Source organism: Ruegeria sp. CF4 (assembly GCF_056537345.1).
In genome coordinates, this window is the sequence record NZ_JBQFRJ010000010.1 from 1 (window position 1) to 26335 (window position 26335).

The 26335-nt window shown below is 59.9% G+C and carries 23 protein-coding genes; 15 read left to right on the top strand and 8 right to left on the bottom strand.

Annotation, left to right across the window (positions count from 1 at the left end; all coding sequences use genetic code 11):
* Window positions 1–87 precede the first annotated feature (87 nt).
* Window positions 88–1026: a DMT family transporter gene (locus ACR0NF_RS17115; RefSeq protein ID WP_480471511.1), complete on the bottom strand. Its 939-nt coding sequence runs from the start codon at window positions 1024–1026 to the stop codon at window positions 88–90.
* A 189-nt stretch (window positions 1027–1215) separates the two neighbouring features.
* On the opposite strand from ACR0NF_RS17115, the gene ACR0NF_RS17120 reads away from it, so the two are divergent.
* Window positions 1216–1683 (top strand): DUF1203 domain-containing protein, encoded by a 468-nt coding sequence (locus ACR0NF_RS17120; protein ID WP_480471512.1) that lies wholly within the window; start codon window positions 1216–1218, stop codon window positions 1681–1683.
* Here ACR0NF_RS17120 and ACR0NF_RS17125 read toward each other — a convergent pair.
* On the bottom strand, window positions 1680–2672 hold the full coding sequence (locus tag ACR0NF_RS17125; RefSeq protein ID WP_480471942.1) for an ABC transporter ATP-binding protein: 993 nt from the start codon (window positions 2670–2672) through the stop codon (window positions 1680–1682). The two genes, ACR0NF_RS17120 and ACR0NF_RS17125, sit on opposite strands and share 4 nt — an antisense overlap.
* Before the next feature lie 87 nt (window positions 2673–2759).
* Between ACR0NF_RS17125 and ACR0NF_RS17130 the strand changes: the two genes are divergently transcribed.
* From ACR0NF_RS17130 to polA, 3 genes are all read left to right on the top strand, one after another.
* Entirely contained in the window at window positions 2760–2933 is a 174-nt protein-coding gene (locus tag ACR0NF_RS17130; protein WP_480471943.1) for a zinc-finger domain-containing protein, read from the top strand.
* Between the two features lie 42 nt (window positions 2934–2975).
* Window positions 2976–3641, top strand: coding sequence for a YrbL family protein (locus ACR0NF_RS17135; protein ID WP_480471513.1), 666 nt, complete (start codon window positions 2976–2978; stop codon window positions 3639–3641).
* 75 nt (window positions 3642–3716) lie between these two features.
* Window positions 3717–6521, top strand: a complete 2805-nt coding sequence (polA, locus tag ACR0NF_RS17140) for a DNA polymerase I (RefSeq protein ID WP_480778665.1) — start codon at window positions 3717–3719, stop codon at window positions 6519–6521.
* Window positions 6522–6566: 45 nt separating this feature from the next.
* On the opposite strand, the gene ACR0NF_RS17145 is transcribed toward polA, so the two are convergent.
* Complete coding sequence (locus tag ACR0NF_RS17145) at window positions 6567–6797, bottom strand: DUF2798 domain-containing protein (RefSeq protein WP_480471515.1); 231 nt, start codon at window positions 6795–6797, stop codon at window positions 6567–6569.
* A 73-nt stretch (window positions 6798–6870) separates the two neighbouring features.
* The gene (locus ACR0NF_RS17150) at window positions 6871–7626 is read right to left on the bottom strand and encodes a hydroxypyruvate isomerase family protein (RefSeq protein ID WP_480471516.1); all 756 of its coding nucleotides are present in this window, start codon (window positions 7624–7626) and stop codon (window positions 6871–6873) included.
* Window positions 7627–7805: 179 nt separating this feature from the next.
* Here ACR0NF_RS17150 and ACR0NF_RS17155 point away from each other — a divergent pair, with 179 nt between their 5' ends.
* Window positions 7806–8756, top strand: a complete 951-nt coding sequence (locus ACR0NF_RS17155) for a DMT family transporter (RefSeq protein ID WP_480561646.1) — start codon at window positions 7806–7808, stop codon at window positions 8754–8756.
* Here the strand turns inward: ACR0NF_RS17155 and ACR0NF_RS17160 are convergent.
* Window positions 8738–9316, bottom strand: coding sequence for a DUF1285 domain-containing protein (locus ACR0NF_RS17160; protein WP_480471518.1), 579 nt, complete (start codon window positions 9314–9316; stop codon window positions 8738–8740). The genes ACR0NF_RS17155 and ACR0NF_RS17160 overlap by 19 nt on opposite strands.
* Before the next feature lie 64 nt (window positions 9317–9380).
* Between ACR0NF_RS17160 and ACR0NF_RS17165 the strand changes: the two genes are divergently transcribed.
* The 5 genes from ACR0NF_RS17165 (at window position 9381) to ACR0NF_RS17185 (ending at window position 18333) form a co-directional block, all read left to right on the top strand.
* Window positions 9381–10388 carry an AAA family ATPase gene (locus ACR0NF_RS17165; protein ID WP_480471519.1) on the top strand — a complete coding sequence of 336 codons (1008 nt, stop codon included), beginning with the start codon at window positions 9381–9383 and terminating at the stop codon, window positions 10386–10388.
* Window positions 10385–11260, top strand: a complete 876-nt coding sequence (locus ACR0NF_RS17170) for a DUF58 domain-containing protein (protein ID WP_480778666.1) — start codon at window positions 10385–10387, stop codon at window positions 11258–11260. Before ACR0NF_RS17165 ends, ACR0NF_RS17170 begins: the two co-directional genes overlap by 4 nt.
* Window positions 11257–14019: a DUF4159 domain-containing protein gene (locus ACR0NF_RS17175; protein WP_480778667.1), complete on the top strand. Its 2763-nt coding sequence runs from the start codon at window positions 11257–11259 to the stop codon at window positions 14017–14019. Before ACR0NF_RS17170 ends, ACR0NF_RS17175 begins: the two co-directional genes overlap by 4 nt.
* Window positions 14016–16058 carry a hypothetical protein gene (locus tag ACR0NF_RS17180; RefSeq protein ID WP_480778668.1) on the top strand — a complete coding sequence of 681 codons (2043 nt, stop codon included), beginning with the start codon at window positions 14016–14018 and terminating at the stop codon, window positions 16056–16058. The genes ACR0NF_RS17175 and ACR0NF_RS17180 overlap by 4 nt, the downstream gene beginning before the upstream one ends.
* 64 nt (window positions 16059–16122) lie before the next feature.
* Entirely contained in the window at window positions 16123–18333 is a 2211-nt protein-coding gene (locus ACR0NF_RS17185; RefSeq protein ID WP_480778669.1) for a response regulator, read from the top strand.
* A 111-nt stretch (window positions 18334–18444) separates the two neighbouring features.
* Here ACR0NF_RS17185 and yaaA read toward each other — a convergent pair whose 3' ends face one another.
* From yaaA to ACR0NF_RS17200, 3 genes are all read right to left on the bottom strand, one after another.
* Window positions 18445–19215, bottom strand: coding sequence for a peroxide stress protein YaaA (gene yaaA, locus ACR0NF_RS17190; protein ID WP_480778670.1), 771 nt, complete (start codon window positions 19213–19215; stop codon window positions 18445–18447).
* A gap of 33 nt (window positions 19216–19248) precedes the next feature.
* Window positions 19249–21288 (bottom strand): DNA helicase RecQ, encoded by a 2040-nt coding sequence (gene recQ / locus ACR0NF_RS17195; protein ID WP_480471525.1) that lies wholly within the window; start codon window positions 21286–21288, stop codon window positions 19249–19251.
* Between the two features lie 78 nt (window positions 21289–21366).
* Complete coding sequence (locus tag ACR0NF_RS17200) at window positions 21367–21654, bottom strand: YggT family protein (protein WP_480471526.1); 288 nt, start codon at window positions 21652–21654, stop codon at window positions 21367–21369.
* Window positions 21655–21783: 129 nt separating this feature from the next.
* Between ACR0NF_RS17200 and ACR0NF_RS17205 the strand changes: the two genes are divergently transcribed.
* The 5 genes from ACR0NF_RS17205 to arfB all read left to right on the top strand — a co-directional run bounded on the left by ACR0NF_RS17205 (window position 21784) and on the right by arfB (window position 26290).
* Window positions 21784–23151: an MFS transporter gene (locus tag ACR0NF_RS17205; RefSeq protein WP_480471527.1), complete on the top strand. Its 1368-nt coding sequence runs from the start codon at window positions 21784–21786 to the stop codon at window positions 23149–23151.
* Window positions 23148–24011, top strand: coding sequence for a penicillin-insensitive murein endopeptidase (gene mepA, locus ACR0NF_RS17210; RefSeq protein ID WP_480471528.1), 864 nt, complete (start codon window positions 23148–23150; stop codon window positions 24009–24011). The genes ACR0NF_RS17205 and mepA overlap by 4 nt, the downstream gene beginning before the upstream one ends.
* Window positions 23984–24868, top strand: coding sequence for an esterase-like activity of phytase family protein (locus ACR0NF_RS17215; RefSeq protein WP_480471529.1), 885 nt, complete (start codon window positions 23984–23986; stop codon window positions 24866–24868). The genes mepA and ACR0NF_RS17215 overlap by 28 nt, the downstream gene beginning before the upstream one ends.
* 91 nt (window positions 24869–24959) lie before the next feature.
* On the top strand, window positions 24960–25607 hold the full coding sequence (locus tag ACR0NF_RS17220; protein ID WP_480471530.1) for a queuosine precursor transporter: 648 nt from the start codon (window positions 24960–24962) through the stop codon (window positions 25605–25607).
* A 263-nt stretch (window positions 25608–25870) separates the two neighbouring features.
* On the top strand, window positions 25871–26290 hold the full coding sequence (gene arfB, locus ACR0NF_RS17225) for an alternative ribosome rescue aminoacyl-tRNA hydrolase ArfB (RefSeq protein ID WP_480778671.1): 420 nt from the start codon (window positions 25871–25873) through the stop codon (window positions 26288–26290).
* Window positions 26291–26335: the final 45 nt, after the last annotated feature.

Sequence of the window (26335 nt, forward strand, 5' to 3'; positions counted from 1 at the left end):
AAAGGCGAAAGCATCCGATCCGTGGTCGTCTACTAAGACCCTGCGAAAGAGTTGTTTCAAGACGGCGTGCCAACCGGCGCGCCGTTTTTATTTTCCAGGCCGAGTCGCACCGGTGTCCGAACGCGGGGATCGTACCCGCAAAACGGGGGTATTGACCGAAGTGGTGTTGGACCGGCTCTCGCGCCAGACGACAAAGACGCCCGATGCAATGATGACGCTGGCACCCACTGCGACCCAGATATCTGGATGCTCGCCAAAGAAGATGACGCCGAAGATCGTGGCCCAGATGATCTGACTGTACTGGCTGGGGGCGACAACCCCGGCGGGCGCGGCGCGGTAGGCGAGGATGATAAGATGCTGCGCGATGACCGAAAACACACCCACCAGCGCCATCATTGCCAAATGCAGCAGCGAAGGCGGTTGATAGACCAGCGGTTGCGCGACGCTCATGGCCACAATGGCCAACAGCATCGGATAGAGGATCAGAACGGCTGAACGTTCTTCATTGCCAATCTTGCGCACAAGCACCGAGGCGAAGGCGCTGCAGAACGCCGCCATCAGTGCCGCCATATGACCCAGAGTGATCTCGGTCGCGCCCGGGCGCAGGACGATCAGAACGCCGATCAGGCCCACCCCGACAGCAGCCCACCGCTGGGCACGGACGACCTCGCCCAATATCGGGATCGACAGAACCGTCACGATAAGGGGAAAGGAGAAAAGCAGCGAATAGACCTCGGCCAAGGGCAGTACCGAGAAAGCGTAGAATGCGCAGGACATCGCGGTGATCATCAGCGTCGAGCGGAGCAGGATCAGCCAGGGGTGGCGCGGGACAAAGTTGCCGGTCGTCCGGTCGGCCAGAATCGTGACGGCCATCGGAACGAAGGAAAACAGCGTTGCGAAGAAGATGATCTGCAGCACCGAATAGGTGCCGCCCAGCACTTTGATCAGCACATCGTGGGAGGCGAAGACCGCAAATCCCAGAAATGCAAAACCTAACCCGCGCAGGGTGGTATCTTGAGCGCTCATGTCAGCGGCCTCGGTGAATGCGTTTGGAGTTTCGATGCCTAATTAGACCCAAAACCCCGGCGCGGGTAGTGAAAACTTTACCGCTAACATTTTTGGTGAGCAGGGTTGCAGTATTTGCAATGCGCAGGAAACGGGTCGAAGGCAGGGGGCTGACAGAAGCATGATCTTCTCACAGCAAGGAGACATATCATGCAAAATATTTCTGCTCTTCCATCAGATCAGGTTCAGGCCTATCGCGATGGAGCACCGGATGGGTACGGAAACCCGCCCGAGCGGGCGATTTCCAACGGATCAGGCAACCCTTGCCGACATTGCCTGACCTATATCCCGGAAGGAAAAGAGATGTTGGTGCTGGCCCATCGACCCTTTCCCAGAACACAGCCTTATGCCGAAACAGGACCGATTTTTCTGTGTGCAGAGCCGTGTCAACGCTATGAGCCGTCGGCTGACCTGCCCGAGGCGCTGACGGATTCGCCCAACTACCTGATCAAGGGATACGGTTCAGACGACCGGATCGTATATGGCACTGGGATCATCACGCCGCAGGCGCAACTGCAGGAGGCTGCCGAAGCGATCTTTACCCGTGCAGAGGTTGCTTACATCCACATCCGCTCAGCGTTGAACAATTGTTATCACGCACGGATCGATCGGGCTTAAAGCTTGACGCGGTGGATACCCCGGCGCGGCTGATCCGGGTCATCTGCGGGCAGGTTGTCGGACCGGCTTGAGGTCAGCGCGAGGAAGACATCCTCAAGATCGGCCTCTTCGGTCCGGACGTCACGGATACGGATTCCGACGTGCCGCACGGCCTCCAGAACCTGTTCGGCACTGGTTTTACCGCTGTGGTACTGCAGCACCAAATCTCCATCGTCGCGCAGCGAGGCGGCGACGTTTTCGGTTTCGGGCAGGCTCTGAACCGGGCTATCAGGCGTGATCACCATGGTGCGGCTGTCCATACGACCCAGCAGGTTTGCGGTGCTGTCCTGTGCCACTTTCTCACCCTGATTGATGATCGCGATCTCGTCACACATCTCTTGCGCTTCTTCCAGATAATGCGTGGTCAGGATGATGGTCATGCCTTGCTCGTTCAGCTTGCGCACATTGGCCCAGAGCATCTGGCGCAATTCGATATCCACGCCTGCTGTCGGCTCATCCAGCACAAGTATCTTCGGGTGATGCACCAGGGCCTTGGCCAGCAGCAATCGCCGCCGCATCCCGCCGGACAGTGTGCGCGCATAAGCTTCGGCCTTGTCGCTGAGGCCAACCAGTTCCAGTATCTCGTCGCTACGGCGTTCCGCATTGGGCACACCGTAGAGGCCGGCCTGCACTTCTAACGCGCCGCGCGGCGTGAAAAAGGGATCAAGGTTCAGCTCTTGCGGCATCACACCGATGGCCGCGCGCGACTGGCGCGGATTACGATCCTGATCATAGCCCCAGATCGAAACCTGGCCTGAGGTTTTGACCACCAGCCCCGCAAGAATGTTGATCAGGGTCGATTTCCCGGCCCCGTTTGGCCCCAGCAGGCCAAAGACCGAACCGCGCGGGATCGTCAGGTCGATCCCCTTCAGCGCCTGTTTCTCGGGTTGGCCCTTGCCGCCGCGATAGGTTTTGCGCAGCCCTTCGATTCTGATTGCCGCATCGGCCATGTGGCTCTTGCCCCCGGTTTGCTCATCGCTCATAAACGCACCTAATACATGCCCGCGAGGCCGACAACCGAAGAAGGATCGCCAGCCGTGACCATCGAAGCGCCGGAAACCAAGATCGTGGAAACCTCCCGCGTCGCCTGTGACGGTGGCGAAGGCGCATTGGGCCACCCGCGTGTCTGGTTGCAGATCCCCGAAGATACCGGTTGGGTCGAATGCCCCTATTGCGACTGCAAATATGTGCTGAAAGGGCATGAGGGCTGATCGGCCTGACCCCGACACGCGACTATATGGAAAGGAGAGAGGATGCTGTTTGCAGCCACGACCATTGATCTCTCCGACCAGCAGCCCATTGCAAACGGCACCGTCCGCAGCGTCTATGAGTTTCCCGGCCAGCCCGATCTGTTGATCAAGGTGTTTACCCGCGCCGAGGACCGCGTCTCGCATCGCTGGGGCAAGCGTTTGGCGTGGAAACTGGTGCCCGGCGCGCGCTATCGCAGTACCTTAAAGGAAATCGAATGCGAGCTGCGCGTGTCGCTCAAGCTGGGGGCAAAGATCGAGGATTCGCCGCTGTCGCGTATGCTGGGCGTGGTGCAGACCACGCAAGGGCCGGGCGTTGCGGTCGAGCGGATCAGCGGGCCGGAGGGGGGACTGGCGCAGAAGCTCAGCCAGCTTGCGGGTCAGAAACGGATGACCCCCGTGATCCTTGAAGACCTGAACGCCTTTGTCGCCAAGATGTTCGATCTTCAAATCGTTGCGCGTGACGTAAAGCGGTCAAACATTGTCTATGGCGTCCGCGGCGAAACCCCGGCCTTTTTCCTGATCGACGGCTACGGGGAGCGGAACCTGATCCCCCTGCGCAGCATGTCCAAGCGTCTGAATGACCGCTCGCTCAGCCGTCAATTTGCGGTTATCGCGCAGAAATCGGGGCTGATCTGGGACGCGTCGCAGCGCAGGTTTTCGGACCACTGATGGGGCCATGAGCGGCCTCGTCTTTTGTCAACGCATTCGATACAACTTGGCGCAACCCAGCGCAGGAGCCCTCGTATGACCCAGACCCAATTCGGAAAAGGCTGCCATCTGCATCTCATTGATGGATCGGCCTTTATCTTCCGCGCCTATCACGCGCTGCCGCCGCTGACGCGGAAATCGGATGGGCTGCCGATTGGGGCGGTATCGGGCTTTTGCAACATGCTGCAGAAATATGTCGAGGGAAATGCCGGGCCGGATGCGCCGACCCATGTGGCGGTGATCTTCGACAAGGGATCACACACGTTCCGCAACGACCTCTACGATCTCTATAAGGCCAACCGCGAGGCGATGCCCGAGGACCTGCGCCCGCAGATGCCGCTGACCCGCGAGGCGACCAAAGCCTTCAACATCGCCTGCAAAGAGCTGGAAGGCTACGAGGCCGACGACATCATCGCCACTCTGGCCGTTCAGGCGCGCGAAGCCGGAGGGCGCGTGACCATCGTCAGTTCCGACAAGGACCTGATGCAACTGGTTGGCGGCGGTGTGGAAATGCTGGATGCGATGAAGAACAAGCGCATCGACCGCGACGGGGTGGTCGAGAAATTTGGTGTGGGTCCCGAGCGCGTGGTCGATGTTCAGGCGCTGGCCGGGGATTCGGTGGATAACGTGCCTGGCGCTCCGGGCATTGGTGTGAAGACTGCTGCGTTGCTGATCAACGAATACGGCGATCTGGAAACGCTGCTGGATCGGGCTGAAGAGATCAAACAGCCCAAGCGTCGCCAGACACTGATCGAAAAGCGTGGCCAGATCGAGCTGTCGAAAAAGCTGGTGCAGTTGGATGAAAACACGCCGCTGGATTTCACTCTGGACGATCTTGAGGTCAAAGACCCCGATGCTGAAACCCTGCTGGGCTTTCTGGCCGAGATGGAGTTCCGCACCCTCACCAAGCGCATCGCTGACAAGCTGGGGGCCGAGGCTCCGGTGATCGCTGACGCGCCCGCGCCGGTTGCTGAGGCAGAGGAGGCTGAGGCCCTGCCGTTTGATGCGTCGAAATATGAATGCGTGCGGGACGCGGGCGCTCTGCAGAAGTGGATCGATCAGGCTTATGAGCGGGGCTGGATCGCCGTGGATACGGAGACCACCGGCCTGAACGAGATGATCGCTGATCTGGTCGGGATTTCGCTGTGCGTGGAGGCTGGGGAAGCCTGTTACATCCCGCTGACTCATCGTGAAAGTGCGACGGATGATCTGTTTGGCTCAGACGCACTAGCCGAGGGGCAGATGCCGCTGGATGAGGCTCTAACATTGCTGAAACCGATGTTTGAGGACCCCTCGATCCTGAAGATCGGGCAAAACATGAAATACGATGCCAAGATCATTAGGCGATACGGCGTCGACGTGACCCCCATCGATGATACCATGCTGATGTCTTATGCGATGCATGGCGGTGAACATGGGCACGGCATGGATACGCTGTCGGAACGCTATCTGAGCCACACGCCGATCCCGATCAAGCCTCTGCTGGGTTCGGGTAAGTCGGCGATCACCTTTGACAAAGTGCCGATTGATGAGGCCACAGCCTATGCCGCCGAGGACGCGGATATCACGCTGCGCCTTTGGAAGCTGTTCAAGCCGCAATTGCATCAGGTGCAGGTGACGACCGTCTACGAAACGCTCGAACGCCCTTTGGTGCCGGTGCTGGCCGAGATGGAGATGCATGGCATCAAGGTCGACCGCGATGTGCTGAGCCGTATGTCCAATGCGTTTGCGCAGAAAATGGCCGGGTTAGAGGCTGAAATCCATGAGCTGGCAGGTGAGAGCTTTAATGTCGGTTCACCCGCACAGCTGGGTGAGATCCTGTTCGACAAGATGGGGCTTGAGGGCGGCAAGAAGGGCAAGACCGGGAAATACTCGACTGGGGCTGATATTCTTGAAGACCTCGCCACCGAACATGAACTGCCGCGCCGGGTGCTGGACTGGCGGCAGCTGTCCAAGCTGAAATCGACCTACACCGACGCGCTGCAGACCCATATCAACCCGGATACGGGCCGGGTGCATACGTCTTATTCGATCACCGGGGCCAATACTGGCCGTTTGGCTTCGACCGATCCGAACCTGCAGAACATTCCGATTCGAACCGAAGAAGGGCGGCGTATTCGTGAAGCGTTTATTGCCGAACCGGGCAATGTGCTGGTCAGTTTGGATTATAGCCAGATCGAGTTGCGGATTCTGGCGCATATTGCCGATATTCCGACTCTGAAACAGGCTTTCGCCGATGGGCTGGACATTCACGCGATGACCGCCTCCGAGATGTTCGACGTACCGCTGGACGAAATGACACCCGAGATCAGGCGACAGGCCAAGGCGATCAACTTTGGTGTGATCTACGGCATCTCGGGTTTCGGCCTTGCGCGCAATCTGCGCATCCCCCGCGCCGATGCACAGGGCTTCATTGACCGCTATTTCGAGCGCTTTCCCGGAATCCGTCGCTATATGGACGACACGATCTCATTCGCGAAAGAGAATGGCTATGTGCAGACCCTGTTCGGGCGCAAAATCCATACGCCCGAGATCAATGCCAAGGGCCCGCATGCGGGTTTCTCGCGCCGGGCGGCGATCAACGCACCGATCCAAGGCACGGCGGCGGATGTGATCCGGCGCGCGATGGTTCGGATGCCGGATGCGATCGACGGCCTGCCAGCCAAGATGCTGCTGCAGGTGCATGACGAACTCCTGTTCGAAGTGGCCGAAGACGCCGTGGATCAGACCATCTCGGTCGCGCGTGCGGTGATGGAGGGGGCGGCAGATCCGGCGGTGAAGCTGGATATCAAACTGGTCGCTGATGCCGGGCAAGGGGCAAACTGGGCCGAGGCGCACTAGGGGCGGCGCTGCTCATCAGGCCCTGCGGGCCCTCTTCGCAGCGGGTCAGGCTTCGGGTCTGACCAGGCGTGCGATCAGGCGTTTCACGGCGGGCCCCAACGTCAGGATGACAGTAAAGGCGATGGGCCAGCAGAACGCCCATGAGGCTATCCAGTCTCCGAGCGTTGACGGGCCGAAGCCGATGGCTTTGACCGTGGCGATGCCGGTGACGACGCAGGACATGAGGCCGGACATGATCAGGGCGAACAGGGCGTTGGCAAAGCGGGCGGGGATCATGACGGATATCCTTGGCGTGTCGATACCTTCAATTGCGCGATTTCGACGCAAATTTCCAGCGTTCATCCCGGTGCTATTGCCGCATCCACGCTAGCGAAGCTTCGGTCCGCTGGGTTGAGGGCGTGTATTCGGCGCTGACCCAGCCATCATAGCCGGAACGGTCCATCGCAGCGAACAGCGCAGGGAAATCCATTTCACCCCGTCCGGGCTCCGAGCGATCGGGTGCGGCCCCGATCTGCGCATGGACGATCTGAGGCCGAAAACGGTGCCAGATCGCCAGCGCGTCGCCATGGATCATCTGGGCGTGAAAACTGTCATATTGCAGCCCGATATTTGGCCGGTCGACATGATCCAGCACCTCGGCCGCCAGATCATAATTGTTCAGAAAATAATCTGGCTGCGAAACGGGGTTGAGCGGCTCGATCGTGAAGTGCTGATCCGGCGCGGTATCCGCGGCCCATTGCAAGTTCTCGACAAAACAGCTCTGGGCCTCGGACCCCGAGGCATATCCGGCCATGATATGGACAAAGCGGGGCTGCAGGATATCGGCATAGCGCAACACGCGACGGATGTCGGATTGAAACCGGGTAGTGCCGCCCGGCACCGCCGCATAGCCCGGCTCGCCGCCGGTGTAGTTGGGAGGCGGGGCATTGATCAGCACCAGATCAAGCCCGTTGGCCAGCAGCGCCCGGCGGGTTTCTTTGGCTGCCACGTCATAGGGGAAGAGGATTTCAACCGCTATGAATCCGGCCTGCGCGGCGGCGGAAAACCGGTCGAGATAGGGCAACTCAGGAAACAGCAGCGAAAGATTAGCGGCAAATCGAGGCATGGGTCGTCCGGTTTCTGACGCTGCGGAGATTAGCGATCACGACCGTCGTGGGAAAGAGGTTGAAAACGACAGTTTGTCGAAAATCGACCAGATAAAGAGTTTCGAATCGGGAACCATCTGAGCCATGCGGCGTCTCGTTGCGAGGGCCGTGCCAACAATAAGGTCCGATCACGATGGCCATGAGCCCTGAACCCGCGCGCGGGACTGTTCTTGCTGTATCTGACGGTCGGCAGACCGCACTCACCGGCAATACGCTGGCGGTGGCATCGATGCTGACATGGGCGGCAGGTTTCCCGGCCGCTGAGGTTTTGTTGCAAAGCTGGCCACCTATCGCGTTGTTCGCGGCGCGGATGAGTCTGGCGGTGCTGGTTATGGTGCCAATCTGGTTCATGCTGGATGGCCCTGCGCGCGTGCTGCGTGCCCGATGGGGGCATGCGCTGTTTGTGGGCGGTTTGGGGATCGGAACGGGGATGTTCCTGATTCTCGTGGCGCAGAAGCTGACCGACCCGGTCACTGTCGCCATCATCGCCTCTTGCGCGCCTCTGATCGCTACGCTGTTGGAACTGGCGGCAGGAACACGACGATTGCGGTGGAATTTTGCGCTGGGCATAGCGATTTCGATCATCGGCGGGCTGATTACCACCAGCGCCATGGCACCGGCACAACTCGGGCTCGGCGCAGCGTGCGCGGTGGTTTCGACTGCGTTGTTCTGCTGGGCCAGCATGGCCACGGCGCGCGATTTCCCCGAGCTTAGTCAACTGGGCCGCTGCACCATCACCCTGGCCGGAGGATTGTCGACCGCCGTCGTTCTATTATCGGTCGCCGGATTTCTAGGGCTGGAGGTTATGCCAACGCGTCCCGTTGATACTGCGCAGCTGGGGATGTTGGTGTTTTATGCGCTGTTCTCACTGGGGTTGAGCCAGTTTTTCTTCATTGCATCGGTTGGAAAGCTGGGTGTGGCACTTGCCTCGTTCCATATCAATATCGCGCCGTTCTACGTGATGGTGATCATGATGGCGCTGGGCGAGGACTGGAATTGGACCCGCGCTCTGGGCGCGGCGCTTGTGGCACTTGCGGTGGTTCTGGCACAGGACCGCAGGCCCAGACCGATTCAATCTTCCAGCGCCTGAGACGCGATCAGCGGAAAGAACTGACCAGCTGACCAGACGCCGAACCAACCGTGGTGATGGGTGCCGATCTCTACCAGACGGTAGAAGCTTTTGCGGTCAATGCGTGCCTCAAGGTTGGCGCGAACCAATACATAGGGTGAAGGCTCATCCGTTTCTGTATTGAGGACAATGCGGATCGGGTGGTCGGGCCCGGCGATGGCTGTGTCGCCCACCTGTGTCGTGAAGGTCAGGCATTGTGCCTCGTCCTCACCGTCTTGCTCGAAGTCGACGGCGATGAACGGCGCATCTTCGACGGTGATTCCTACCTTCTCGACCGGGGTCACCAGGTAGAACCTGTCGTTTTCTTTCTTAAGAATTGAAGAAAATAGCTTAACAAGCTCGAACCGATTGATGGGCGACCCTAGATAACTCCATGAGCCATCTTTTGCGATCCTGATGTCCAGATCGCCGCAAAACGGAGGATTCCACAGGTGAACGGGCGGCAAACCCCGCGTTTTGGCCGCTTTGACCGAAGCCGCCAGACCATCCGGTGAAGGTGTCACGGGTTTTTGTCCGCTCATAGCTTTTGCCATTTCCTCTCAGCGCGATACACTTCAAGCATAACAGTCCACGGAAGGGAACCTCATGTCCGAACCTGCCGACCTCGTCGTCGAGATCGAAGCGCTGGAAAACAAGCTGCAAGAGGCCAAATCCTCGATCACCCGTCGCTTTATCGGGCAGGAGAGGGTCGTGGACCTTACGCTGACTGCACTCTTGTGCGGCGGTCACGCATTGTTGATCGGTTTGCCGGGACTGGGGAAAACACGACTGGTCGAGACGCTTTCGACTGTGATGGGCCTGCATGGCAATCGCATCCAGTTTACACCTGACCTAATGCCAGCCGATATTCTGGGGTCTGAGGTTCTGGATACCGCTGAGGATGGCAGCCGCCATTTCCGATTTATCTCCGGCCCGATTTTCTGTGAACTACTGATGGCGGACGAGATCAACCGCGCCAGCCCACGAACCCAATCGGCGCTGTTGCAAGCGATGCAGGAACGTACGGTGACGGTTGCGGGTGAGGATCGGGATTTGGGCGTTCCATTCCACGTGTTGGCAACCCAAAACCCGATTGAGCAGGAGGGCACTTATCCGTTGCCCGAAGCTCAGCTGGACCGTTTTCTGGTGCAGGTCGATGTGGAATACCCGGATCGTCAGACTGAGCGGGATATCCTTTTGGCCACAACGGGCGTCGAGGAAGCAGAGGCGCATCAAATCTTCACCAAAGAGGAATTACTGGCCGCACAGGTGTTGCTGCGTCGGATGCCGGTGGGGGAATCGGTTGTGGAACTGATCCTCGATCTGGTCCGCGCCTTCCGCCCGGATGAGGTGGGCGCGTCCGAGCGGGTGAAGGAAACCGTCGCCTGGGGCCCCGGTCCAAGGGCTGCACAGGCGCTGATGATGACCGTGCGCGCCAATGCAATGCTGCAGGGCCGTCTGGCTCCCAATGCCGAGGACGTGCTGACCATGGCCCGCCCGGTTCTCAGTCATCGTATGGCGCTGAACTTTGCGGCACGGGCACGCGGCGACAGCCTCTCTGACCTGATCGAGTCCACCGCCGCTGGTCTGGTCCGAACTGAGGCTGCGGCGTGAACGCCGCCCAGACCCTACGCGAACGCTCCGAGGCCGAAGCGTCCCGGCTGCCGCCCCTGTTGGCGCGCGCCGAGCATTTGGCCGGAACCGTGTTATTGGGCGATCACGGGCGTAGACGCTCGGGTCTGGGAGATGATTTCTGGCAATATCGCCCTGCGCAGATCGGTGACAGTCGTCGCTTGATTGACCACCGCCGCTCCGCCCGTGGGGATCAGCAGTTTGTGCGTGAGCGGGAATGGCAGATTGCGCAGTCGATCATGCTGTGGGTCGATCAGGGCGCGTCGATGCGGTTTGCTTCGGACAAGCGCTTGCCGACCAAAGCCGATCGTGCGCGCCTGCTGGGACTGTCGACGGCAATCCTGCTGGGGCGCGGTGGTGAGCGCGTTGGCCTCACTGGCACGACGCTGCCCCCACGCAGGGGGAATGCTCAGATCATTCGGCTGGCGCAGGCCTGGTCTGAGGACACGCAAACCGATTACGCACCACCAGAACACCGCGCCATGATCCCGCATGCGCGTGCGGTATTTATCTCGGATTTCCTTGGGCCATTGGATGAGGTCGAGCTTGCGCTGACCAAAGCCGCCGACCGGGGTGTGCGCGGCGTGTTGCTGCAAGTTCTGGACCCCAGCGAAGAATCCTTCCCCTATGCCGGCCGTACCATCTTTGAAAGTGTCGGCGGCACCGCCCGGCATGAAACGCTGAAAGCCGCAGACCTGCGTGATCGTTATCTGGATCGCCTTGCGCAGCGTAAGGACGCACTGTCGCAGCTTTGTCGTGCGACCGGATGGCAGTTGGGGCTCCATCACACCGGTGACAGTGCTCAATCGGCTCTACTGTGGCTCTATCGCGCCTTGGATGGGGGTGCGCAATGACGGTTCTGGCGGGCATAGGCTTTACCGCACCATGGGTGCTGCTGGGGCTTTTGACCCTGCCGATCCTGTGGTTGATCCTGCGTGCCGTCCCGCCTGCGCCTATCCGCCGTTTGTTCCCGGCGGTTACCTTGCTGCTGGGTCTGAAGGATGACGAAAGCGTCTCGGACCGCACGCCGTGGTGGCTGTTGCTGCTCAGGATGCTGGCGGCGGCGGCGATCATCATCGGGTTGGCGGGGCCGGTGCTGAACCCTTCGCGTGATGAGACCGGATCTGGGCCGTTGCTGCTGGTGCTGGATGCCAGTTGGGCAGGTGCGACGCGCTGGTCATCGACGCTGGACCAGATCGACGTACAACTGACCGAGGCTGGCCGTGCCGGCCGCCCCGTTTCGATCCTGCGACTGACCGAGCCTGAGCCTCCCGTATTCCAAGCCGCCGAGGCGTGGCGCGGACGTTTGCCGGGCCTTACACCGATGCCTTGGCAACCCACCGAGGCGCAGATCGACCAAACCTTGGCTGCGCTGGAGCAGGTAGACGGCGGTTTTGACACCCATTGGTTTAGCGACCGTCTTTCCTATGCTGGCCACGATCGTTTGACGTCCGCCCTGCAAGCGCGAGGGGATGTGATTGTCTATCAATCCTCCGCACCCGTGACCGCGATCCTGCCTGCGACGTATCAGGACGGTGCGATAGCGCTCAATGTATTGCGCGCGAACCCAGGTTCGGCAGAAAGTGTCACCGTATTGGCGCAAGGGCGCGATCCCGCGGGCGCGATGCGCGTGCTGCAATCCACGCCGCTGGAGTTCGAAAACGGCTCTAATCAGGCGCAAATCGATCTGGCACTGCCATCCGAACTGCGCGCACGCATTACTCGGTTCGAACTTCAGGGTCAGCGCTCTGCCGGTGCCGTCACGCTGACGGATGACAGCCTGCGGCGTCGTGAGGTGGCATTGATTGCGGGCACTCTGAACCGCGAAGGGTTGGAGTTGCTATCGCCGCTACACTATCTAACCCAGGTGTTGATCCCGACCGCAGATTTTGTCGAAGGCGGTTTGGCCGAAGTTCTGCCAGCCAACCCCGATGTGATTGTGCTGGCGGACGTCGCCAAACTGTCCGAGGCCGAGCAGGCCGGTGTGATCGAATGGGTCGAACAGGGCGGTCTGTTGCTGCGCTTTGCAGGCCCCCGTATGGCGGCCAGTGATCTGGGCCGCGACGAAGAAGATATTCTGTTGCCGGTTCGCCTGCGGAGCGGTGGCCGCTCGGTCGGCGGTGCCATGAGCTGGGGTGAGGCCAAGGGGCTGGCGCCGTTCCCTGAAAACTCGCCCTTCTATGGGTTGGAGGTTCCGGCGGACGTATCGGTGACCACACAAGTTATGGCGCAACCAGACCCTAATCTGGCAGATCGGGTGATTGCGTCGCTGTCAGATGGCACACCTTTGGTGACCCGCAAACCTTTGGGATTGGGGCAAGTGGTACTGTTCCATGTCACGGCGGATGCCGAATGGTCGAGCCTGCCCCTGTCCGGATTGTTTGTCGAGATGCTGGACCGGCTCGCCGTCGCGTCGGCGGCTAAATCGCGGCAAGAAGCTCAAATGCAGGGCACCGTGTGGGAGCCGGTCCAGATATTGGATGGCTTCGGCACTTTAACTGACGCAGGAACACTGCCTGGAGTGGACGGGGTTGAGCTGGTCTCGGGCCAGATCGGACCAGACCTGCGCCCGGGTCTCTACGAGAGCGGCAAGCAGAAACTGGCACGGAATGTACTGGCCGAGGATGCTGTGCTGACGCCGGTGGTCTGGCCTGCCGGCGTTCCCATCCGCGGGCAGGAGATCACTACCGAGACACCGCTGGCGGGCCTGTTGCTCAGCCTTGCCCTTGTATTGCTGACGATTGATGTGATCGCCTCGCTCGCGCTATCCGGGCGGCTGGGTCTGGCGCGCGCAACTGCAGTTGCGCTGGGTGCATTATTGATTGCGCCGGATACGCAGGCACAGACGCCTGACGATACCGATTTCGCACTGAGTGCAACGCAGGAACTGGTTTTGGCTCATGTGCTGACCGGGGACGCGCAGGTGGACGATATCGCGTTGGCCGGGCTGCGTGGGCTTGTGCAGACACTGCACTATCGCACATCGGTGGAACCTGCCGATCCGATTGGGGTCGATCTGGAACGGGATGAGCTTGCGTTCTTCCCGCTGCTCTATTGGCCGATCTCACCCGATCAGCCGCAACCCTCGATTGAGGCGTATGCCAAGCTCAACGCCTATCTGCGATCTGGGGGAATGATCCTGTTCGACACCCGCGACGCCGATATCGCTGGCTTCGGGGCCTCCAGCCCTAATGGGCGTAAGCTGCAACAGCTGGCCGCGCCGTTGAATATCCCATCGTTAGAGCCTGTTCCGCGTGATCATGTGCTGACCCGCGCCTTCTATCTGCTGCAGGATTTCCCCGGTCGCTATTCCGGGACCGAGGTCTGGGTCGAGGCCGCGCCACCCGATGCCGAGCAGATTGAGGGGATGCCGTTCCGCAATCTCAACGACAACGTGACGCCCGTGGTGATCGGCGGCAATGACTGGGCCGGAGCCTGGGCGGTGGATCGCAACGGCCAATCCCTCCTGCCCGTGGGTCGGGGCTATGCAGGGGAACGACAGCGGGAGCTGGCCAATCGTTTTGGCGTTAATCTGGTGATGCATGTACTGACCGGGAACTACAAATCCGATCAGGTCCACGTGCCCGCTCTTCTGGACAGGTTGGGACAATGACCGGAACTGTCATCTTCGATCCGCTGATACCGTGGCCAATCCTGGTCGCCGTTGCAGCTATCGCACTCGCCGGTGTTGTGCTGGCGCTCTGGCGTGGTTTGTCGGGATGGGCGTTGCGCGGATTGGCGGCTCTGGTCGTTCTCGCGGCGCTTAGCGGCCCGGTCTATCAGGTCGAGGATCGCGCTCCGCTGACCGATATCGTGCTGATGATCGAAGATGAAAGTGCCAGCCAGAAGCTCTCGGACCGGGCTGAGCAGACGATGCAGACAGCCGACGCCCTCGCAGCAGACATAGAATCCCGAGACAATACCGAACTGCGCCGGATCAAGGTTGGCGATGGCGATGGGGACGAAGGCACGCAGGTCATGGCTGCCTTGAATGCGGCACTGGCTGAAGAGCCTCGTGCGCGGATTGCTGGCGTGCTCGTTGTCTCGGACGGTATCGTTCACGACGCCGATCAGGCCCCGGATTTGCCTGCCCCCATGCACCTGCTGCAGACCGGGCGGGAAATGGATTGGGATCGCCGTCTCGTCGTGCGCAATGCCCCTGCCTTCGCCATTATCGGAGAACCCGTCACTCTGACGCTGCGTGTCGAGGATACTGGGGCGGCCCCTGCTGGTGTCGCCACAGCGCCGCTTGAGATTTCGGTCGACGGGGCCGAGCCCGAGCAATTCACCATTCCCATCGGTCTGGACGTCGAACTGCCGATCACATTGCCGCATGGCGGGCGAAACGTCATCCAGTTCACCGTGCCCGAGGCCGAGGGGGAACTGACCGACCGCAACAACACAGCCCTGATCCAGATGAACGGGGTGCGAGACCGTCTGCGTGTCCTGCTGGTTTCGGGCGAGCCACATCCGGGTGGCCGCACATGGCGGAACCTGCTGAAATCCGACAGCTCGGTCGATCTGGTCCATTTCACTATCCTGCGACCGCCGGAAAAGCAGGATGGCGTTCCCGTGGATGAGCTTTCACTGATCGCGTTCCCGACGCGTGAGCTGTTTCTGGAGAAAATCAATGATTTCGACCTGATCATCTTCGATCGGTACAAACGGCGTGGTATCCTGCCCGCAATCTATCTGGACAACGTCACCAACTATATCAACGACGGTGGCGCTGTGCTGATCAATGCCGGGCCTGATTTCGCAACGGCTGACAGTATTTTCCGCTCACCGCTTGGCCCCATGATCCCCGCACAGCCCACCGCGCGTGTCATTGAAGAACGCTATGTGCCCATGGTTACCGACCTGGGCCAGCGCCACCCGGTGACCACGGAATTGGGCGATGCCGAGCAATGGGGCGCATGGTTGCGGCAGGTGGATGTAAGGCAACGATCTGGCGATGTGCTGATGTCCGGCGTGGATGATCGCGCTTTGCTGGTACTGGATCGCGTGGGCGAGGGGCGCGTAGCGCTGATTGCTTCGGATCACGCTTGGCTCTGGAGTCGTGGTTTTGAGGGTGGCGGTCCGCAGCTGGAGTTGTTGCGCCGGCTGGCCCATTGGATGATGAGAGAACCCGAGCTTGAGGAAGAGGCGCTGTGGGCCGAAGCCAATGGCCAGTCGATGCGCATCATCCGTCAGACCCTCTCAGATGATGTTGGTCCGGTCACTGTTACACGCCCCAATGGCGAAACGCTTGAGATCACGCTGAACGAAGTGTCTCCGGGCCGGTTCGAGACGCAGTATTTCGGACCCGAGATCGGCCTTTATCGCCTGCAGGAAGGCGAGCATTCCGCGGTGATCGGTCTTGGCCCAGCCGCCCCGAAAGAGTTCGAACGCACAATCGCAACCGATGAAATCTTAAACCCGACGCTGGCGGCTCTGCGCGGTGGGGCGGTCCGCGTCGAAGACGGGTTGCCGTCGATCCGAAATGTCCGAGCAGGTCGCCCCGCCGCAGGACGTGGCTGGATCGGACTGACCCCGCGAAACGCCTACGAGACCCGAGACGTCACACAGGCTGGTCTGCTACCGCCCTGGCTGGTGCTGCTGCTGGCAGGAGGTTTCCTGTTGGCTGGCTGGCTGCGCGAGGGACGGCGCTAAAGGCGTTTAAGCACTTTTTCACGCTCTGTAGCCATGCTGTGCCCGAAGCAGTGCGGGAAGCCTCATGAGTCTTGCAGAAAAACTGGCGCAGGAACGGCGCGCGCGCCTTGCCGCCGAACGGTTGTTGCAGCAGAAGCAGGCTGAGTTGTCTGCGGCCAATCGCAAACTTGGCCGCCATGCCATCGCTCTGACCCGGCAGATCGACCAGACTCAGGCCGAGGTGGCGACGGTCCGCGATGAAAACGAAAAGGTCAAATCAGACCTGACCGTTGCCAATGCCAAGGTCGAGGTTGCAGAACGCCGCCTGTGGCACTCGATCCAGACCATCCCCGATGGGTTTGCGTTTTTTGACGGCCAGAACACCCTGATTGGGGCAAATGCGGCCTATCTGAGTGTATTTGACGGGCTGGAAGAGGTCGCGCCGGGCATCACCTACGCGCGAATTCTGGAAATCCTGACTCACGAAGGGATCGTAGATATCGGCTCCGAGTCGATGACCGACTGGCAGGCCCGAATGCTGGAACGTTGGGCTCAACCATATCCCGAACCTGAGGTCATACAATTGTGGAACGGCCAGTACATACGGCTGATCGACCAACGTGGTCACGGCGGCGATGTCCTGAGCCTGGCGCTGAACATCACTGCTTCGGTCCGGCACGAGGCTGAGCTGAACGCGGCCCGTGAACGCGCCGAGGCTGCCAGCCGTGCCAAATCCGCCTTTCTGGCCAATATGAGCCACGAGATTCGCACGCCAATGAACGGCATCGTGGGCATGACCGAGCTGTTGACAGAAACCCCGCTGAACGAGGAACAGAGGCTCTATCTCAGCACGATCCGCAATTCGGGAGAGGCGTTGCTGGTCATCATCAACGATGTTCTGGACTACTCCAAGATCGAAGCTGATAAGCTGACCCTGCACCCCGAACAGTTTGATCTGGAACGCTGCATTCTTGAAGTGGCGATGCTGTTGCAACCCAGCGTGCGCGACAAGGGGCTGACGTTGCTGGTGGATTACGACCTGTTTCTGCCGACGCTGTTTGTCGGCGATCCGGGGCGGATTCGGCAGATTTTGACCAATCTGGTGGGCAACGCGGTCAAGTTCACCACGCAGGGTCATGTGCTTATCCGGGTTACCGGCGTGCCGGATACCAGCAGCCAAAGCTGCGATGTCCATGTGGCGATCGAGGATACCGGTATCGGCATCGAAGCTGACAAGGTTGTTCATATCTTTGGTGAATTCAATCAGGTTGAGGATGCGCAGAACCGTCAGTTCGAAGGCACCGGCCTTGGACTTGCCATCACCAAACGCCTGATCACCATCATGGGCGGCGGGGTTTGGGTCGAAAGTGAGGTGGGAAAGGGCTCGTGCTTCGGATTCCGTATTTCCTTGCCAACGGCCGAAGGTCCGCAACCCGCCCCGCCCGATCTGAACGGGCGCTTGGGCCATGTTTTGGTGGTCGAAGATCTCGCGGTGAACCGCGCCATCCTGACCAAACAATTGGGCCGTCTCGGCTCACGCGTATCAGTTTGCGCCACGGGGGGCGAGGCGCTCTCGCTGGTGGATGCAAGCATGGACCTGATCCTGTGCGATCATGATTTGCCGGACATGGATGGGTTAGAATTGGCCACCACCCTGCGTGAAAAGGGATGGGGGGATTTGCCGATCGTTGTGATGTCTGCCAACCCGGGCGTCATCCATGCCGATCCGGCTCAACATCTGATTGAGGGCGTTCTGCAAAAACCGATCCCCCGCGCCGAGCTTTATTCCCGGCTTCTTGCCCTGGGCGCGCCCGGCTTCGAAGCGGCTCATGGTGGGCCCGTCGAGGTCCGAACAAGCGCACAGCCCGATACTCCGGATCAAAGGCGGATGCGTGTTCTGGCCGCTGAGGACAATCGAACCAATCAGTTGATCCTGAAAAAGATGATGAAAGATCTGAACATCGATCTGAAATTTGTCTCCAACGGGTTGGAGGTGGTCGAGGCTGCCATCGAATTCAACCCGGACCTGATCTTCATGGATATCTCAATGCCCAAGATGGACGGCAAAGAAGCAACAACCGAAATTCGACGGCGTGAAATCGGAACTGACCGCCATGTTCCCATTGTCGCATTGACCGCACACGCCATGGCCGGGGACGATCAGAGTATTCTGGCCGCAGGGCTGGATCACTATTTGACCAAACCTTTGCACAAAAGGCTGATCCATCAGATGATCGTGAATTACTGTCCAGACGGCGCTCATCCGGTGTCCAAAGACTCCGAACCTGCCAATTAGGCTCGCATTCAGGCAGAGCTGTATGCTTCGATCTGTTCTTCATCTGGCTATAAATATCTCGGGGAGCGCGAGGGGCTGGCCCCTCGCTCCGCCCTCAACACCCGCAGAAAATCAGGCCTGATAGGGGCGTACAAAAACCGGCTTATCTTCTTCCGACAGCTCAGGGCGATACTCATATCCGCCCGTATCAAAATCCAGCAATCCTTTTGGCTCGTTCAGCCTATGCTGAATGACATATCGCGCCATCGCCCCGCGTGCTTTCTTTGCAAAGAAGCTCACGATTTTCGGGGTCCCGCCTTTGTCCTCCATGAACACCGGCGTAATCACTCGCAGTTTTAGCGCCTTCAGGTCTACCGCTCCGAAATACTCCTGACTGGCGCAATTCACCAGAACATCCGCGCCAATCTGCGCGCCCTGCGCATTCAGTGCCTTACTCAGCTGGTCACGCCAATATTCATAGAGGTTCTTGCCGCGCCGGGTTTTCAGCCTGCTGCCCATCTCCAGCCGATAGGGCTGGATCGCATCCAGTGGGCGTAGCACGCCATATAGACCTGACAGGATACGTAGGTGATCCTGCGCCCAGGCCATCTCATCGGCGTCCAGGGACGCGGCCTCAAGGCCCTGATAGGTGTCGCCTGCAAAGGCCAGGGCCGCGGGGCGTGTGGCGTCCGCCTCCGGTGCGTCCGAAAATGCGCGATAGCGGTCACGGTTCAGCCGGGCCAGATCATCGCTCAGATCCATCAGCTTCTTCAGGTCACCCAAAGTCAGATTTCGCGCTGTCTTGGACAATCGGATCGCATCGTCTTGGAAGTCGGGTTGCGTCACTTCGATATCGCGCTCAGCCCAGTCCAGCCGCTTGGCCGGGGAAATCACTACCAGCATATCCGCCCTCTTTCCTTGCCTGATGGGCTGTATCTAGCTCGCCTGACGCAGCACGTCCAGAAAGGCGGCCCCAAACCTTTCGTGACGTCGGTCGCCCAATACCTGCTCCATCCCGCGCGGATCATCCGCGCGCAGCTGTGCCACTTTGGCCAGTTGCGAGGCCGAACAGGTCAGAGGTTTGTCGATGCCTGCCGGTCCACGCGCCAGATCGTTCTGCACGGCCAAAAGCTGATCGTAGATCTCACCCTGATCCCGGCCCGCCAGCTTGCGGCGCGCCGGATGCAACACTTCGGCTTCTCCGGCAATCACCTCAAGAAAGGTGTCGCCGTAGCGTTCCAGTTTCTTCGCGCCCACACCGCCGATCCGAGCCATGTCGTCCAGCGTCATGGGGCGTTTCTCGGCCATTTCAATCAGTGTACGGTCGGGGAAGATGACATAAGCGGGAACCCGTGCGGCCTCGGCCAAAGCGCGGCGTTTGGCTTTTAGGGCGGATAGCAGCGGCGCATCTTCTTCGGCGACCATGGCCTTGACCGCGGGGCGGCGTGTGGCTTTGCGGATCGTATCCTTGCGCAGATTGATTTGCACCTCGCCCTTCAGGATCGGTTTCGCCGCTTCCGTCATACGCAACGCGCCGTGCCGTTCGGGATCGGGGCGGACAAGGTCGTGGCCCATCATCTGCCGGAAGATCGCCTGCCATTGCGGGCGGGACCAGTCTTTTCCGATGCCCCAGGTGGACAAGGCATCGTGACGGCGGGCGCGGATTTTATCAGTCTCATTGCCCAGCAGAATGTCGATCAGGTGGCCCGCGCCAAACCATTCTTCGGTACGCAGGATTGCAGACAAGGCCATACGAACCGGGGTCGTACCGTCGAACACTTCGGGTGGCGTGTCACACAGATCGCATTTGCCGCAGGGTTCTGTGTGTTCGCCGAAATAGCCCAGTAATGCCTGACGGCGACACACCAGAGCCTCGGCCAGACCCAGCAAAGCGTTCAGGCGGGCGTGATCGGCCATACGCCGTTCAGGCGGCGCGAGCCCTTCGTCGATCTGCGACCGGCGCAGGCGGATATCGTCGGGGCCAAACAGGGTCAGGGTTTCGGCGGGGCCACCATCCCGGCCCGCGCGGCCGATTTCCTGATAATAGGCTTCGATGGATTTCGGCAGGTCCGCATGGGCGACCCAGCGGATATCGGGTTTGTCGATGCCCATGCCAAAGGCCACGGTGGCGACGACAATCAAACCGTCCTCGCGTGCAAAGCGAGTTTCGACGATGCGCCGGTCGTCGGGCTCCATCCCGCCGTGATAGTGGCAGGCGGTGTGCCCTTCGGCACGCAGCGCCTGCGCCAACACTTCAGTTTTATTGCGTGTTCCGCAATAGACGATGCCGGATTGCCCCTTGCGGGCTGCTGCGAAGTCGAGGATCTGCTTGCGCGGCCCGTCCTTGGCGGCAAAGGCCAGATGGATATTGGGCCGGTCGAACCCGCGTAAGAATTTGCGCGGTTCCGTGCCGTCGAACAGCTTTTCGACAATCTCGTCCTGTGTCTCGGCATCCGCTGTGGCGGTAAACGCGGCCAGCGGCACATTCAGCGCGCGCCGCAGCTCTCCGATCCGCAAGTAATCGGGGCGGAAATCGTGGCCCCACTGACTGACACAATGGGCCTCATCCACGGCGATCAGGCTGACATTGATCCGCCGCAGCATTCCCAAGGCCGATCCAGCGGCCAGACGTTCCGGAGCCATGTAGAGCAGCTTGAGCCGCCCAGCCTCAAGCGCCTCCCATACCGCATCGGTTTCCTCGGGCGTGTTGCCAGAGGTCAGAGCACCCGCCTCAACCCCGGCTTCCTGCAGCCCACGAACCTGATCCCGCATCAGCGCGATGAGCGGAGAGATCACCACCGTGACCCCGTCGCGCAGCAATGCGGGCAGTTGGAAGCATAAGGATTTACCGCCCCCGGTGGGCATGATGGCCAGCACGTTTTCGCCCGTGGTCACGGCATCGACGATCTCTTCCTGCCCGGGGCGGAAGGCGTCGAATCCAAAGACGTCTCGCAACAAGGGTGCGGAGTCGAACATGCGTCGGATGGCCCTGTTTTATGGTTTATCTGCTCTTAAGACAGGACCATCACATACTAAGATTCGGTGAACAAGAGGTCAGTAGAAATAGACCGCATTGTTGATCAGGATAATCCGTAGCGCATAGACCGCGATCAGCACCACCAACGGCGTCAGGTCCAGCCCGCCCATATTGGGCAGAAAGCGGCGTATGGGTCCATAAATAGGCTCTAATATGCGGTTCAGCCCGTACCAAATTTGTGCCACCAGTTGCTGGTGCAGGTTCAGCACCTGGAAGTTGATCAGCCAGCTCATGATCACATGGGCAAGGATGATGAACCAGACAATGTCCAGGATCAGCAGAAGGATTTGGATCAGCGACAGCATGGGCACTCCGTTCGTCAATTGCCCTGAGACCTAAGCGTCACAGCCGCAAAGAGCAAGTGCGGCGCACTCAGCGCTTGCGCATCTGCTGAAAGCCCCGTCTTATGAAAGCAACAATAATATGGGGCAGAGATGGCTGAGATTTCCAAGCGCAAGCGCATCTGGGGCTGGTGGTTTTTCGACTGGGCCAGCCAGCCGTTCCATACATTGCTGGTGACCTTTGTCTTTGGCCCCTTTTTCGCAGGGGTCGCAGCGCAGTATTACGCAAATACCGGATTAGACACTGATACAGCGGCAGCACAGGCACAGACGGTTTGGGCGAACTGCCTGACCATCACCGGGCTGATCATCGCGTTCGGCGCGCCGTTTCTGGGCGCGATGGCGGATGTTTCGGGTCGGCGTATTCCTTGGATTCTCGGGTTTTCGGTGATGTACGCGGTGGGGTCTGCCGCGTTGTGGTACACGATGCCCGATGGCTCCAACATGTGGCTGATGCTGTCGGCCTTTGGTCTGGGCTTTGTGGGTGCGGAATATGCTCTGATCTTCATCAACTCTCAGTTGCCCGATCTGGGTGACGACAATGAGGTGGGCGAGATCTCGGGTTCGGGCTTTGCCTTCGGTTATTTCGGAGGGCTGTTGTCGCTGGCCATCATGCTGGCGCTGTTTGTTGAGCAGCCCAATGGCAAGACCTTGATCGGAATCGCACCAATCCTCGGGCTGGATGCTGCCGCGCAAGAGGGTACGCGGTTTGTCGGGCCGTTCACTGCGGGCTGGTTCATGCTGTTCATGGTGCCGTACTTTCTGTGGGTCCGTGACGATCCGGAGGCCAACAAACAGGGCAGTTTGGGAGACGCGCTGCGCCTGCTCGGCAAATCCGTGGCCGCGTTGCGTCATCGGGTCAGTCTGGCGACCTATTTGGGCTCCTCGATGTTCTACCGCGATGCGCTGAACGGGCTTTACAGCTTTGGCGGCGTCTATGCGCGGTTGGTGCTCGAATGGGACCTGATCAAGATCGGTGTATTCGGAATCGTCAGCGTTCTGGCCTCGGCCATTTTTGCGTGGATTGGTGGCAAGATGGATCGGAAATACGGCCCTAAACCGGTGATTTTGGTGGCGATCTGGGTGTTGATCTTCGTCTGCCTCACCGTGGTTTTGATGGACCGGACGCAAATCTATGGCATCGCTTTGCCCGAAGGCTCGGGGCTGCCGGATATGGTGTTCTTTGGATGCGGTATTCTGATCGGCGGGATGGGCGGGGTTCTGCAATCCGCCAGTCGTTCGATGATGGTGCGTCATACCGATCCAGAAACGCCGGTCGAAAGCTTCGGACTTTATGGTTTGTCAGGCCGGGCAACCGCCTTTGCCGCGCCGCTGCTGATCGGAATTGCCACAACTGTCACCGGCAGTGCACGTCTGGGGGTGTCACCGATCATTCTGTTGTTTATTCTGGGTCTAGTCCTGATGCGCTGGGTGAAACCGGAAGGGGATCAGAGCAGATGATTTTACTACGTTTTCTGGCCGTTTTGGCCGCTTTGACATTGGCAGGCACCGCAGGGGCGCAACCCCTGGCGAAGCAATTGTTCGGGTCCCAAAAGGTGGGGTCGCAGCAGAAGTCTGCCGCTTTCGGCAGTTATTCGCGCGGATGCGCCGCCGGGTCGGTGCAATTACCTGAAACGGGTCCGACATGGCAGGCCATGCGCCTGTCGCGCAATCGCAATTGGGGGCATCCTCAGGCGATCGACTATGTGCAGGACCTTAGCCGCTTTGCCGCGAAACAGCCGGGTTGGAATGGTCTCTATATCGGGGATATCAGCCAGCCGCGGGGTGGGCCGATGACCTCGGGCCATCGATCCCACCAGTTGGGATTGGATATCGATATCTGGATGCTGCCCGGCAATGATATGCGCCTCAGCCGTAAGGCCCGCGAGAATATCTCGTCGATTTCCCTGCGCCGATCCAATGGTGCATTCGTGAACGGCAACTGGACCAAGCAGCATCATGCGGTGTTGCGTGAAGCCGCCAAAGATAAGCGCGTCGCGCGGATTTTCGTGTTCCCCGGTGCCAAGGTGCAGATGTGCAAGGACGAGAAGGGGAACCGGGCCTATCTGCGCAAAATCCGGCCGTGGTGGGGGCATCACTATCATTTCCACGTGCGCCTGAACTGCCCGAAGGGGTCGCGCGGTTGCGTCAATCAGGACCCGCCGCCCAAGGGCGACGGTTGCGCCGAGGCGCAGCAATGGGTCCAGAATATCCTGAACCCGCCGCCGCCCGATCCGAACGCGCCACCGCCGAAGAAACGCCGTGAATACCGCCTGGCCGATCTGCCGCAACAATGCGCATCCGTTTTGCAATCCAACTGATTGTTGGGCTGGCGCTGGCCGGGATCGCTTGGGCTGTCGATATCAAGACAGCAACGCCCTTGGACAGTTTCGCCTGGCGTCATGATGCCGGTTGGTTCGGCGGGTTTTCGGCCATCCATATCTCGGACAACGGGCGGCATATGATTGCAGTCAGCGATCGCGCCCGACTGGTGACCGCGAATATCGATCGAGAAGGGGATCGGATCATCGGAATCCAAATCCACGGCCAATGGCCTGTCCTGTCCAGCAATGGCAGCAGGATGAAAGGGCGTGCCGGAGATTCCGAGGGGATTGCCCTCGCGCCAGATGGTAGCCATTACATCTCGTTCGAAGGGGTGCATCGCGTCGCCCGTTTTACCGGACCGAATGCGCGGGCACGGGTATTGCCGCGCCCCAGAGAGTTTCAAACCCTCGACATCAACGGCTCGTTCGAGGCATTGGCGCTGGATGAGCAAGACCGCTTGTACACCCTGCCTGAAAAAAGCCGAACGGCACGCGGCGAAATTCCCGTCTATCGCTGGGATGGTCTGTCGTGGTCGACGCCTTTCATGCTAGCGCCACGCGACGGATTTCTGCCGGTCGCAGCCGATTTCGGCCCAGATGGCCGTTTTTATTTGCTGGAGCGAAAGGTTGCTCTGATCGGATTCCGATCCCGGTTGCGGCGTTGGCAGATCGATCGTGATCAACCCATCGCCGAAGAAATTCTGTTTGAAACAAGCACCGGCACCCATGACAACCTCGAAGGCCTATCGGTCTGGCGTGACGATCAGCACCGGCTCCGGGCCACCATGATCTCGGACGACAACTTTCTGGCGCTGCAGCGCACCGAGTTGGTGGAATATCTGCTGCCTGATTGACAGGGCAATGCCAAAGGTCTAAACGCACGGCTTGCCTTGGGATGAGCCCGGGGCCAAGTCGCCGCTACCTTGTCAAAACGGGCATCTGTAAATGCAACGCTCTTATATTCCCGGCATCCTTGCCATGGCCTCGATCGTCGTGGCCTCAAACATCCTGGTCCAGTTCCTGATCCTTGACGGTCTGTTGACCTGGGGTGCTTTCTCCTATCCGCTGGCCTTTCTGGTCACTGACATCATGAACCGCGTCTATGGCGTAGGTCCGGCCCGCAAGGTCGTGTTCGCAGGGTTTGTCACCGGTATGATCTGCTCGCTGATCGGCAGCCAGATCATGCTGCAGGGCGACGGGTTTACCTATGCCGCCGTACCGCTGCGGATTGCTGTAGCCTCGGGTACCGCCTTCCTGATCGCGCAACTGACCGATGTCACCGTGTTCAACTCGCTGCGCGGTGGTCGCTGGTGGCGTGCTCCGCTGGTTTCGACACTGGTCGGTTCAGCGCTGGACACCGCAATTTTCTTCACCCTGGCCTTCTCGGCCTCGGTCACATTCTTCGGCGCAGACGCTGACGCTGCGATCAACTGGGCGTGGGAACCGGTGCCCTTCTTGCTGTCCGGCCCGATGGCGCCGCTGTGGGTAACGCTGGCCTTCGCAGATTGGCTGGTAAAACTCTCGCTGGCCCTGATCGCCCTGATCCCGTTCAAGGTGATCGTCGCCCGTCTGACCGCCGCACAGCCTGCGTAAAAAAGTTCTTTGAGATTGGCACAACTTGTGTCACGCTCCTTGTTAACCGCAACAGATAGAAAAGGAGGTGATCCAGTGTCGAGAAAGAGATTGGAGAGAGGTGTCGGAACAACCGGGGGGATCGCCTGTTAAGGCAGCCCTTGGCGGAGCGCTCGCTCCGGCTGGTCGATTGATCTAACCGACCCGACCTCCTGAACTTTCGAAGGGCCGTCCCGCCGGGGCGGCCCTTTTTGTTTCCATCTGCGGCTTGTAAGGTCTGCCCCATGTTGCGCATCACCGACGATATCGCCTTACAGGATTGGGAAATGACCGAGAGCTTTGTGCGCTCGTCCGGTCCCGGCGGGCAGAATGTCAACAAGGTCTCGACCGCCGTTGAGCTGCGGTTCGAGGCCGCGCGCTCTCCTTCGTTGCCTGATCCGGTCAAGAGCCGGTTGAAACGTCTGGCCGGTCGGCGCTGGACCAAAGATGGTGCAATCATCATTCAATGCGAAGAGACCCGCTCGCAGGCCCGCAACCGCGAAATCGCCCGTGCGAGGCTGGCTGAACTCATCACCCGCGCATTGCTCAAACCCAAGCGCCGGATTGCTACCAAACCCACCTACGGCTCGGTCAAGCGACGGCTGGCGGCAAAAAAGGCGCGATCGGACGTGAAGGCGCTGCGGGGCAAGATCTCGGAAGATTAATCTGGTAACTTCGCGCGGCCTTGCTAGTCTGACCCGACAAGGGAG